10 protein-coding genes are annotated in these 12,742 nt (G+C 43.4%); 6 read left to right on the plus strand and 4 right to left on the minus strand.

Going from position 1 to position 12,742, the window contains the following annotated elements; genetic code table 11:
• Positions 1-16: 16 nt before the first annotated feature.
• Positions 17-3,640, minus strand: coding sequence for a T9SS type A sorting domain-containing protein (locus BP74_RS13180; RefSeq protein WP_496374820.1), 3,624 nt, complete (start codon positions 3,638-3,640; stop codon positions 17-19).
• Between the two features lie 240 nt (positions 3,641-3,880).
• On the opposite strand from BP74_RS13180, the gene BP74_RS13185 reads away from it, so the two are divergent.
• The gene (locus tag BP74_RS13185; RefSeq protein ID WP_496374821.1) at positions 3,881-4,465 is read left to right on the plus strand and encodes a glutathione peroxidase; all 585 of its coding nucleotides are present in this window, start codon (positions 3,881-3,883) and stop codon (positions 4,463-4,465) included.
• Positions 4,466-4,472: 7 nt separating this feature from the next.
• On the plus strand, positions 4,473-4,724 hold the full coding sequence (locus BP74_RS13190) for a CBU_0592 family membrane protein (RefSeq protein WP_496374822.1): 252 nt from the start codon (positions 4,473-4,475) through the stop codon (positions 4,722-4,724).
• Here the strand turns inward: BP74_RS13190 and dusB are convergent.
• A complete protein-coding gene (gene dusB, locus BP74_RS13195; protein ID WP_496374823.1) occupies positions 4,721-5,755 on the minus strand; it encodes a tRNA dihydrouridine synthase DusB in 1,035 nt (344 codons plus the stop codon). The two genes, BP74_RS13190 and dusB, sit on opposite strands and share 4 nt — an antisense overlap.
• A gap of 97 nt (positions 5,756-5,852) precedes the next feature.
• On the opposite strand from dusB, the gene BP74_RS13200 reads away from it, so the two are divergent.
• From BP74_RS13200 to BP74_RS13210, 3 genes are all read left to right on the plus strand, one after another.
• Positions 5,853-6,809 (plus strand): CPBP family intramembrane glutamic endopeptidase, encoded by a 957-nt coding sequence (locus BP74_RS13200; RefSeq protein ID WP_496374824.1) that lies wholly within the window; start codon positions 5,853-5,855, stop codon positions 6,807-6,809.
• A gap of 5 nt (positions 6,810-6,814) precedes the next feature.
• Positions 6,815-7,678 carry a phosphatidate cytidylyltransferase gene (locus tag BP74_RS13205; protein WP_496374825.1) on the plus strand — a complete coding sequence of 288 codons (864 nt, stop codon included), beginning with the start codon at positions 6,815-6,817 and terminating at the stop codon, positions 7,676-7,678.
• A gap of 311 nt (positions 7,679-7,989) precedes the next feature.
• A complete protein-coding gene (locus BP74_RS13210; protein ID WP_496374826.1) occupies positions 7,990-8,685 on the plus strand; it encodes a hypothetical protein in 696 nt (231 codons plus the stop codon).
• A gap of 75 nt (positions 8,686-8,760) precedes the next feature.
• On the opposite strand, the gene BP74_RS13215 is transcribed toward BP74_RS13210, so the two are convergent.
• Both BP74_RS13215 and BP74_RS13220 read right to left on the minus strand, forming a co-directional pair.
• Positions 8,761-10,542 carry an acyl-CoA dehydrogenase FadE gene (locus BP74_RS13215; RefSeq protein ID WP_496374827.1) on the minus strand — a complete coding sequence of 594 codons (1,782 nt, stop codon included), beginning with the start codon at positions 10,540-10,542 and terminating at the stop codon, positions 8,761-8,763.
• Positions 10,543-10,609: 67 nt separating this feature from the next.
• A complete protein-coding gene (locus BP74_RS13220) occupies positions 10,610-11,053 on the minus strand; it encodes a MarR family winged helix-turn-helix transcriptional regulator (protein WP_496374828.1) in 444 nt (147 codons plus the stop codon).
• Between the two features lie 196 nt (positions 11,054-11,249).
• On the opposite strand from BP74_RS13220, the gene BP74_RS13225 reads away from it, so the two are divergent.
• Positions 11,250-12,742 (plus strand): carbohydrate-binding protein (locus tag BP74_RS13225; protein WP_496374829.1); only part of this gene is annotated, 1,493 nt, incomplete at its 3' end.

A 12,742-nucleotide genomic window follows, 5' to 3' on the forward strand; every position in this document is an offset into this window, starting at 1 on the left:
TTTATTTACCCGACAGTTAATTTATGATCACCTTAAATGTTTGTTGAACCCCGGTTGCTGCATTGGTAATTCGCAACAGGTACAAACCTTTTTGCACCTGTGCGTCCCTGTTATAGGTATACAAATGATTGACAATGGATCTTAATGAAGTGTGGAATAACAACCTTCCTGATAGTTCATACAATTCCACATTGAAGTCTGCACTTTCAGTTCCTGAGAAGGCAATATTCAATTGATCTTTTACCGGGTTGGGGAAAATGCTGATCCCTGTATTTCCGGATAAACTGATAATGCTACTGTATTCTGTATGTCCATCTTTGTGTATTAGCCTGATCCTGTATTGGTTATCCTGGCCTGGTCGCTGGTCTTTGAAAAGATACTTATTGCTGCCGGAGGACTTTGATGGCTTCATCGTTCCAATGGATGTAAATCCAGCTTCTCCATAAGTCTTTCTTTCCACTATATAGGTACTAATGGTTTTCTCTTCATTGATATTCCAAAAAATGATGTTGATGCCATCTTTTTGTTTACCCTGCAACTGAATAGACAGGGGAAGAATGGCAAAGCCACAATCACCATCAAGCTTAAATCTGCTGTAACGAACCAGGCATCCATTGTTTACGCTCATCCTGCATACATACTCTCCGGCTTCAGAAGGTTCAAAATAGGGAAAGTTGTATGTCAAACCATTGCCTACGAGCACACTGTCAGTAGATGTAAACTTCCGGTACCATTCATACGTTGCATTCGGAACGGTGTCAATTGAAAGCGTTGTATTCCTGTAAAAGCATAATTGGGAAGCTTTGATGGAAACATTCTGCAAGGGCAGCACACTCACATCATCCAATGTGGCATTACCACAGGCATCTATGGCCCTCAATCGCACCAGTGAATAAACAGTACCGGTATTGATAGAGAATACCGGGCTTGTTTGAACAGCTGTGGTAATATCCGGTGTTGCTGGAGTGCTGCCGATGATCTGGTACGTATATGGACTCACGCCGCCCCTGATGTCAGATCCAAGACTTAAAGTATTATTATCACACTGGTAAATGGCTGACTGTCCCTGTGAAGGATAGGCGTAGGGCTGAATCGTTACCGTGTCATATATCCTGTAATTACATGATTGCATGGTATATTCTACAATATAGGTTGCAGGTTCCAGGTCAGAAAATGTATACACATCGCCAGTGCCGGATGAAAAACCGCGGTAATTGGAAATACCATTCTTTTTAATAATTGCTGGTTCAATTGTGTTATAATTAGAAGTAAGTGTGATCTGCAGATCTCCTGCACCATTGACCCATGTGGCCGAAGGACATTTAGATCTTACTATTACATTTTTAGTAATACTGCTGGCATCAGGTGTTAGCTTAGAGGTGTCTTTTTGCCCACAACCATCAATACCAACAATAGTGTATTGTTTCCCTGCCGGAAGACCGGGTAGTTGAATACTGAATGGATTGGAATGGGTAACCGTGTCATACCTGGTTGACCCATCCGGATGAATGATCTTAATCTGGAAGGGACCATTATTGATAGCGAACTGAATGCTGACATCAGTACTGCCTATATTACAGGACTTCCATGAATTAATGCTCATGCCCTTAGGTAGTGAAAAGGTTTGGCATACCTGCATGGTAGTATCCACACAGCCATCATGCACAGTAAAGCAATATTTACCGTAAGAAAGGCTGCTGAAAACCCCGGTGGTATTACATACTAATTTATTACCCAGCGAATCGAAAACGCAATATTCCGGATTGGTAAAGTTATTACCGGTAACTGTTGCATCGATAGTACTGCAGGTAGCATTTGATTGCTGTACCCAGGTATCAATGACAGGGGAAGGCCTTGTTTCAGTAAAGCACCTGGTCAATGTAGAATCAGTACAACTGTCTTTTATTTTGATGCAGTAGGAACCCCAGGCCAGGTCTGGGAATTCTCCGGTGGTATTGCATATCAGCAGTGAGTCGTTGCTGTTATACAGGCAGAACTCCGGTGCTGTCAGGTTTTCCCTTTCAGCAATAGCTGCTGTAAATCCATTACAATTGCGTCCCCATACCTGCACCCATGATGCTACGGAAGGAACAGGTCTGCTGCTTGAAAAACAAAGAGGTGCTGTGGTATCTGCGCAGGAGATGGCCCTTACACAATAACTGCCATGTGCCAGCCCGCTAAATATTCCCGTCGAATCACATGTCAGAATGGTGCCCGTGCTGTCGTACAGGCAATATAATGGTTGAATAAGGTTATCTCCCGAAACATGCACATCAAAGCTGCTGCAGGTTTTGGAAGAAATAGTATAGGATGTTAGTTGTCCAATAGGATGGGTTGCTGTAAAACACCTGGATATAATAGTATCCGTACAACTATTGGTGATTTGAATGCAATAGCTGCCATAGGCAAGGTTTGGGAATTCACCAGTACCGTTGCAGGATATTTTATTACTGTCAGCATCATAAAGGCAATAATTGGGATCGATCAAATTATGTTGACCTGTTATGGTAGCTGTAAATAAAGAGCAGTCCTGGTAACTGATGGCAACAGTTTCGTCAACACCGGGTTCGGGTCTCACTGCCAAAAAACAATTGTTGATGGTAGTGTCATAGCAGGCATCTGTTGTTTTTATACAATAATTGCCATAGGTAAGCAGGGTAAATGACCCTGTTGTATTACAGGCCAGCTGGTTGTTCAGTGAATCATACAGGCAATAAACAGGTGTGGTTAGATTATGTTGTCCATTCACTGTTGCGGTAAATGTGGAGCAGGTTTGCTCTGTAATGGCTATGCCTGCAATTGAAGGTCGTAAAGCTGCGGGTAGCGACCATATCCTTGTTTGTATATTGCCGCATTTATCTTTCACCAGCAGGTCAAGCTGCCTGTGGGTGCCAATAGCTATACTAAAGTTATTTGCTGTAAACCAGGATGTATCACCCGGGTTGATGACGATACCATAACTATACCCATCAAAGGCAGTTCCCGCAAGATTTGTATTTCCTTTATTGTCCTTCAAGCCAATGAACACATCAGCGTTATTACAATCGGTTTTGGTAACAGAATAGCTGTCAAACCACCAGCTATAATTCTCAATAGTGACCTTTCTTTCCTGGAGGCCACCGCAGGAATCCTGCAGCTGCACAGCATATTCTCCCGGTATCAACCCGGTAAAATTTCCTGTAGTATTGCTGGTGCCGATGGAGGAAGCTGAAGGGGCTACAATAGTATAAGTGAATGGACTTCTACCGTATAGTTGATTGCTGACAGATATAGTTCCGTCGTTACCCAAACAACTGGCATCTGTTTTAACCAACTGAAACCTTGGGTCTGAGTAGGTTCCTGGAACATAGACACTGTCCACCTGTTTCGTACAGTTACTGTAAAGATCCTTTACAAGGATAGAATAATAGCCGGGAGGTAAGCCGGTAATACTGTTGGAAGATGTAAATGGTGTGTTGATCGTACCTGTTGCCCGGTAATTGTAATTATGGGAGCCGCCGGAAGCATTGATATCAATAGCACCCGTTGCAACACATCTTGATTCATGCACTGTGTAGGTCAATTGTAAAAGGGAGCAATCCTGGGCATGGACCTTCGCAAGGAACAAGATCAGAAGGGTTAGGGAGTATAGTTTTTTCATAGGCCACTAATTCAGCTTGAAACTCAAGCCCGCTACAGGTTATTGGATATTACAAAGTTGTAAAAAAAAGAAGGCAGTTAATAGGGTACAAATACCCTAAAACCTGCGTAATTTCTCTATAAAATGCAGTACGGCAGGGCTTTTCATCGGTTTTGGACGGTTTGCATGCTCCATTTCCGCATTGTTGATTGGGTAATAGCAGATTTAATACCTTGCTAAATTATAAAAAGAGCTTTTGTAATGACATTGAGGCAACGCATATTAAAACGCATCTACCCTTTATTGGTTCTTATGGGAAAGGCCAAAGGATCTGAACAGGTCAGGATAAATAATGAAAATAAAAGGCCGATCCATCCTGTCTATGATCTTAATGTGGATCTGAATCAGGCCGGCAGGCTGCCACTTGCCAGTTTGAAGGGGAAAAAGGTTCTTGTGGTGAATACGGCCAGTGATTGCGGGTATACCGGCCAATATGCTGAATTGCAGCAGCTGTATGAACAGTACAAAGACAAGCTGGTCATCCTTGGCTTTCCTTCCAATGATTTTAAAGAACAGGAAAAAGGCAGCGATGAGGAAATAGCACAATTCTGCCAGGTAAACTATGGAGTGACCTTCCCCCTGGCTAAAAAGAGTACTGTACTACCAGGCCCGTCACAAAATCCTTTATTTGCATGGCTTTCCAAAAAGGAAGAAAATGGGTGGAACGATCAAGGTCCATCCTGGAATTTCTCCAAATACCTGCTCAACGATGAGGGGGTGCTGACCCATTATTTTGAGCCTTCGGTCTCTCCTTTATCCAGTGAGGTAGTAGCAGCTGTTAAATAAAAATAGTATGAATCTAAGCGATTGGATCGGATCCGTTGGTGTGGCTATTATCCTGTTAGCCTATTTCTGTATGAGCTTTAAATGGATGTCAGCACATGGAAAATTATTCTTCTTTCTTAATACTCTGGGTGCTGCCCTAAGCTGTTACGCTTCTTACCTGATATCTTACTGGCCATTTGTTGTTTTGGAAGGAATTTGGGCCATTGTTTCTGCAATAGGGTGGATAAGGGCAGGGAAAGAAACACAAGTAAAAACTTAGTCGCAGCTATAGGCCATTGAATCCATGTCCACCTGGCGGGGTTTGAATTCATAACCATCATAATAATTGGTGATCTGCCCGAGCACATCATCGATCTCCTGTACCTCAGATATGGTGACCAGCTTTAGCCTGTACTCTTTGATGTTAGGTAAGCCCCTCAGGTAATTGGTATAATGACGGCGCATTTCATTGATACCTGCCTTGATACCTTTCCACTCCACTGAACGATGCAGGTGCTTTTGAATAACTTCTACCCTTTGCTGAATGGTGGGTGGGGGCAAATGTTCACCTGTAAGTAAAAAATGTTTGATCTCGTTAAATATCCAGGGGTAGCCAATGGCTGCCCTGCCTATCATAATGCCATCTACGCCATAACGGTTCTTGTACAATAGGGCTTTTTCTGGAGAGTCAATATCTCCATTGCCGAAAATGGGTATCTGTATGCGGGGGTTTTCTTTAACGCCGGCTATGGGGTCCCAGTTTGCAGAACCTTTATATAGCTGGCACCTGGTGCGTCCATGAATGGCCAATGCCTTGATACCAACATCCTGCAGCCGTTCTGCCACTTCACCAATATTAATAGAGGCATCATCCCAGCCAAGCCTTGTCTTTACCGTGACAGGTAACGAAGTGGAGTTCACTACTGCTTTTGTCAGCCGCACCATCAGGTCTATGTCTTTCAGTACTGCAGCGCCGGCACCCTTACTTACCACTTTTTTCACCGGGCATCCAAAATTGATATCAAGCAGGTCAGGATTCACGGTATCAACAATACGGGCACTTAATGCCATTGCTTCCTCATCGCCTCCAAATATCTGGATGCCAACAGGGCGTTCATTATCGAATATATCCAGCTTCTGCCTGCTTTTGATGGCATCTCTTATCAGGCCTTCACTGCTTATGAACTCAGTGTACATCAGGTCGGCGCCATTGGCTTTGCATACAGCCCTGAACGGGGGATCACTAACATCCTCCATGGGAGCAAGGAGTAAAGGGAACTCCGGCAATGATATGTTATCAATTTTTACCAAACGAAATCTCTTTGATCAATCAGGGCTTATCTTGCAGCTTTTACATTCCCGGGGATAAGCCAGGGCAGCAAATTTACAATTCTCAAAGCGAGGAGCTATGCAAACATATCTTAAATCACGGCCGATATGGATACAACTGATCTTGTTCATAGGAATGGCTTTTGGCCTTTTCCTTGTTTTTACGATCATTGGAACTGCCATACTTACCAATATTACAGGTATCAGTTTGCTGCAGCTACAGGATGTTGGTAAATGGGATACCAACAATCCTAACATGATCTTTTTTATCAGGGGCATGCTGCTTACCCAGTTCCTTGGCTTGTTTTTGATCCCCAGCCTGCTATTTGGTTATTTCTCCGATCCGTCCCCCGCACATTTCCTGGGATTAAAAAGCCCATATAGTAATATTTACTGGTTGCTGGGTATTACAGCCCTCCTGGTGTCGTACCCTTTTGTGGAATATTCCGGGATACTGAATCAAAAAATGGCCATTGGCGGAGAGGCGCAGAAATGGATGAAAAGCATGGAAGAGGACGCAGCGAAGCAGATACAGTTCATGTTGAGCAAGCATACCATTAAAGAACTGGTATTGAACCTGGTCTTTATTTCTGTTTTTGCCGGCGTTGGCGAGGAATTATTCTTTAGAGGTGTATTACAAAGGCTTTTTATCAAGTTGACCAAAAGCCCCTGGATGGGTATCATCATAACTGCCATACTTTTTTCAGGATTTCATTTCCAGTTCTTTGGTTTTCTGCCCAGGCTTTTATTAGGTGTGTTGCTGGGAGTTATTTATTGGTACAGTGGTAGTTTGTGGACGGCTATCCTTGCGCATTTTCTTTATGATGCCCTGGTAATTGTGGTTGTGTATATGCACCCCGAAATGGTCAAAGATCCCAATACCACCTTGGTAAACCCGGCGCAGTTAGGCATCATGGCCCTGCTAAGTGCGGGACTTACAGCACTCGTGGTTTGGCAGATGGCTAAAAGATCTCAAAGCAGCTATGAGCTGGTTTATAAAGATGATGAAGTTTCTAAAGACGAACTTAGCTTTTAAGAATTATGGCATTTAACTGGCAGACATTTAAAACAAGAGCATTAACCGCCATTGTATTTGTAGTGATAATGCTTGGTGGTTTATTATATAACCACTGGTCTTTTTTCCTGTTGTTCACTGTAGTTCATTTTGGCGGCTGGCTGGAATATCAAAAGCTGGTTACCAAATTCAACCCTGAGTATTCAAAGATCACTGTTGCACATAGGTATAGTGTGATGATAGCAGGTTGGTGCCTGATGCTCTTCTTTTCTAATGATACCCTGGCCATCGGCTCGGTCATTCTTTCGCAAATAGGTTTTTGGCTGGGTATTGCATTTATGATCTTCCTGCCATTGGTCATGATGTTGGAATCCAAACAAATTTTTCTGAAGAACATCTTCTATTCTCTTTTCGGTATTTTATATATATCACTTCCCCTGGCCCTGTTGGTAGATCTCAGGACGAGGTGGGATGAGAACCTGTATCAACTATCTATGACCGTTCCCTTGCTGGTAGTGTTTTCTTTATGGATCAATGATACCATGGCCTATATAGTGGGCTCGCTGATTGGGAAAACTCCTTTATCAAAAGTGTCTCCTAAAAAAACATGGGAAGGCACTTCGGGAGGTGTTATTCTTACAGTAATCGTCATTAGCCTGCTGGCATATTTCACCAAAAGATTACCAGTGGTAGATGCCGCCATCATGGCTGCACTGGCGGCAGTAACCGGTACCATTGGCGACCTGTTTGAAAGCAAGATCAAGAGGATGGCGGGAGTGAAAGACAGCGGCGCTATCATGCCCGGGCATGGAGGATTTTTAGATCGCTTTGATTCCATATTGTTTGCTACAGTTGCTGTTTGGTTCTATGCTGACCTGTTTGTTCATTGATCATTTCCAGATTTGTTTTTTATCTGCACTGTCAACTCCAAAATATCATGAATGCCTTTTAAAACCGGTAGTTCAAGTAAGTCTCCTATAACTGTATAAAGTAGAAATGACCAAATCTGCCGCTTATTGATTTCGTAATTCTACCCAGGCCCTTTAGTGGTAGTACTCCATTTTGTTTTGGAGCTATGATTTTATAAAATAGCCCTTTAAATTAGCTGTCAGAAGTAATGTGATAAAGCAAACTTTCTCACATGAGCCAGGTGGAGAAATCCTAAAAGGTAAGCTTCGTGTAGAATCCTAAATCCAATCCTATGAACTGGAATACCATTATTGGTGTTGCCGCCACCATAACTATGTTCGTGCCGGCTATCGCCATCGTTTATAACAAACTTTACCAGCACCGCAGCCTTGCCGCATTACTGATTTCCTTACTGTCCACAGGCATCTATAACCTTTTTTCAGAAAATATACTTCCTGCTTCGCCAAAGTTCCTGGATGTATTTGCAGTGATCAATAATTACCTGGATATTCCTTTAATGCTTACCGCGCTTTTATTTTTCTGTCCTATCAAACAAAAACAAAGAGCCGTTCATATTGTTACAGGTATTTATGTAGCCTACGAGATTGTGATCGCCTGCATCTTTGGATTGAACCCTAAGGCCATAGTCTATATCATGGGTCCGGGATTGGCACTAATCCTTATCTACAGTTTTTACCTGTTCATCAGGCACATCAGGATAACCGTTGAATTTGGCAAGAACGCGGGGAGGACATTGATGTTGGTAGCCATCTTATTCTCTTATGGCTGCTATGCCCTGATTTATTATTTCTACTACATACAATTAACCCCCGCAGTGGGAGATGTATTCCTCTTGTACTTTATTTCCACTTTTGTTTCCTCAGTGCTAATGACTATCGGCCTTCAAATGATCAAGAACCGCATGAAACAATTACAGGAAGTGAGAAATACCAGGAGAGAGCTGGCCCTGTTCTTTGGTAACGGCTAAAATATAAAAGATAAGGTTTGATAAAGAAAGGATAATGAAGTGATCGAATCTTCATTATCCTTTCAACATTTTATGCTAGAAGGGATACTTTCTTTCGCTGATCAGTTTATCAGCAATGCGCCTGCGGGCTTCCTTGCTATTGTATGAAGCCGCCTTGGTAAAACGTTTTATACCCATCAGGATCATTCTTTGTTCATCACCTTCTGCAAAGGAATTAATGGCATCCTTTCCGTTCTTATGGATCCGGTCAGCTGCATCATAAAGAAAGCAGTTCAGCATATCCTTATAGATAGGATCATTATTTCCTTCTTCTGAAAGTTTCCTGACACGCAGCAACAGGCTTTCAGACACATAGGTATCAATGGCCATATCTGCAATATTCATCAGGATCTCCTGTTCCTTTTCCAACTGCATCATCAGCTTTTGAGCAGCGGCTCCTGCTGTCAGTAATACCGCTTTCTTGAAACTGTTCACCAGTTTTATCTCCTGGGCAAATGGTGTTTCATCTTCAGCGCCAAAATCTGGGATGCTCATTAGTTCCTGCGAAACCTTCATGGCTGCACCCATAATATTCAGTCTGCCCTGCATGGCACGCTTTAGAGTCATATCAACCGTCAACAGGCGGTTGATCTCGTTGGTTCCTTCATATATACGGTTGATGCGGCTGTCCCTGTAAGCCCTTGATATATCATATTCCGCACTGAAGCCATTACCTCCATGTATCTGCACACCTTCATCCACTACAAAGTCCAGCATCTCGCTGCCATTCACTTTCAGTATAGCGCATTCAATGGCATATTCTTCAGCGGCCCCTAATAAGGCTTCATTGAAAGGTTTACCACTTTCCAGCAACTCCTTTTCCTTATCATCTATCAGTTGCGCCGTGCGGTATAAAGAGCTTTCACAGGCAAAGACCTGTGTGGCCATGTCTGCCAATTTGTGCTTGATAGCGCCAAAGTTGGCTATGGAAGTTTTGAACTGCTCTCTTGTTATGGCATATTCCACGGAACTGCTGGTGGCTCTTTTGGCACCGCCCAATGTAGCAGCGCATAATTTCAAACGCCCAATGTTCAGGATATTAAAGGCGATCTTATGTCCTTTGCCAATTTCTCCCAGTACATTTTCTACAGGCACCTTGCAATCCTGGAAATATAATTGAACGGTTGATGATCCTTTAATTCCCATTTTGTGTTCTTCAGGACCCTGTGTAAATCCTTCAAAACCTCTTTCAACAATAAAGCCTGTGAATTTGTCTCCATCCACCTTTGCAAATACAGTATAGATATCAGCAAATCCACCATTGGTGATCCAGCATTTCTGACCATTTAGTAAATAATATTTACCATCCTCACTCAGGCGTGCGGAGGTCTTGGCCCCTAATGCATCGCTGCCGCTGTTGGGTTCCGTTAGGCCATAGGCCCCGGTCCATTCACCGCTGATCAGTTTGGGAATATATTTCTGCTTTTGCTCTTCATTACCAAAATAAAGAATGGGCAGTGTGCCGATACCTGTATGGGCTGAAACAGCCACTGAAAAAGAATGACCGGCACCCAGGTATTCATTGACGATAGTTGAAGTCACAAAATCTTTTCCCAGTCCACCATATTCTTCAGGGAAGGATGTGGATAGCAAACCCTGCTCGCCCGCCTTTTGTAAAAGAGAACGCATCAGGCCGGGTTCCATGCTGTCTATCTTATCTAAAATGGGCATCACTTCCATGTCCAGGAACTGGTTGCACATATCCCTGATCATCTTCTGTTCTTCAGAAAACTCTTCGGGTATAAAACTGGCGGCAGGGTCAGTTTCTTTGATCAGCCATTCACCGCCTTTAAGGGCTTTGTTGGTAAGTGTTTCCATAATAGAAAGTTTATGTTTGATTGTTTAAGGGTTTCAAGGGCCTGGATCAATGGTTATAGTTAGCTATCTAACCATTCAGGTTGTCATATACTTTTTGTAGTACCACTTTACACATCTCTACCTGGTCGGCTGGAACACCGCTCAAAGCTTCATTCAGGGTTTCTTCTGCCAGGGCCATGGTTTCTTCCTGTAGTTTGAGGGCTGCCTTGGTCAAAAAGATCTTATTGATCCTCCTGTCGTTTTCGTCCGACACCCGGTTCACCAGGTTTAACTTCTCCAGGTTATCTACCAGGCGTGTTATACTCGGTTTATCCCTGAAAGTGGCATTGCATAATTCCTGCTGGCTGGCACCATCCTGTTTCCAAAGCTGGTATAACACACTCCATTGCTCGATGGTAAGATTAACGCCTGAAGTATTGAACTTCTTCTGAAGCCGGCGGGCTATGGCTATAGATGCCTTGCCCGTAATAAAACTGTAAAGCTCTCCCTTTTTAAAATGGTTGTTTGACATACAGTTGTTTATGCAACTAAGTAAATATAATATCCTCTTTTCATAAAAAAAAATTAATTGTGGCCAGTTATTAGGGCAGGTAAAAAGAATTAGGTAATTTTATTATATCTCCTCCCTTGAAGCTAACCTCCCAAACGAAATAACCATCATAATCTACCCGTAGAAAATATTTTATCACTAATAACAGGGGCTGCTTATGCGATGCATAGTATTATTACTTCTTGGAGTAGTAAGTGTTGTTTTCAATCATACATATGGACAAACGAGGCTGGTAGTACTAGGCTCTTCTACCGCTGCAGGCACAGGTGCCAGTGTTCCTGATTCAGCTTGGGTCAATCGCCTGCAGGCAGAATATGCTAAAAACAGGAATGACAACCAGGATACGACCATCATTAACCTGGCAGTGGGAGGATATGTTACCTATAAGGTCATGCCCAATGATTATGTTACGCCTGCCGGGAAGCCATTAACGGATACAGCCCACAATGTTACCAAGGCATTGAGCTATGCGCCCTCTGTCATTATCATTAACCTGCCAACGAACGATATCGGGAATGGTTATTCCAGGTCGGAATTTATTGGTAACCTGCGTTACTTGTACCAATACATCCAGGCGACGGGTGTGAAGCCATATATCACTACCACACAACCACGCAGCCAGTACGATTCCAGCTTTCGTTCCATGTTGCATGACATGGTGGATTCGATCATGAGCAGCTTTGGCAATAATGCCATTGATTTTTGGAATGGCATTGCCACCACAGATGGTTTATACAATATCAAACCCGAGTTGAATTCTGGTGATGGTGTGCATTTAAACGATAAAGGACATGGTTTGCTTTCTGATAAAGTGAAGGCAAAGAATGTCTTTGGCACGGCACCGCCAAATAATACTGTAAACATTCATATTGAAGCCGAGAAATGGGATGGCATGAATGGTGTTTATACAGAGAATACTGCAGATGCAGGAGGTACGCAGGATGTGGGTTGGATTGACCAGAACGACTGGCTTGATTATACTATCAATGTACCTGCTGCAGGAAACTATACTATAAGTTTTAGATTGGCTTCACCCTATAACGGTACCCAGTTCCAGGTAAAGAATGGCAGTACCGTTCTTTCCACTGTTTCGGTCCCTGCCACAGGCGGATGGCAGGTATGGCAAACCGTTAGTAAGACCATAAACCTGGCCGCAGGCACCCAAACCATACGACTCCTTTCAACCTCCAATTTGGGATGGAACATCAACTGGCTGGAAATAAAATCAGCTACTATAGTTGCAGCCAACCAGTCACCATCGGCCAATGCAGGTGCTGACCAAACGATCACCTTACCTGCTTCCAGTGTAACACTCAACGGCTCTGGTTCTGATCCTGATGGAAGCATTGCTTCCTATGCATGGAGCAAGGTATCGGGAGGAAGTGCTACTATCAACAATCCAACTTCCGCCACTACTACCATCTCAGGACTGGTACAGGGCTCTTACATCTTCCGCCTTACCGTGACCGACAACGGCGGAGCAACAGCTTCAGATGATGTAGTAGTAACAGTCAATGCATCCTCAGGTGGCACTTCAAGAATTGAGGCAGAAAACTGGAGCGCCATGAGTGGTGTGCTCACAGAGAACTGCTCCGAAGGTACCCTTGACGTAGGCTGGATAGACCAGAACGACTGGATGGATTATACCGT

The organism is Flavisolibacter ginsengiterrae DSM 18136 (assembly GCF_059568575.1).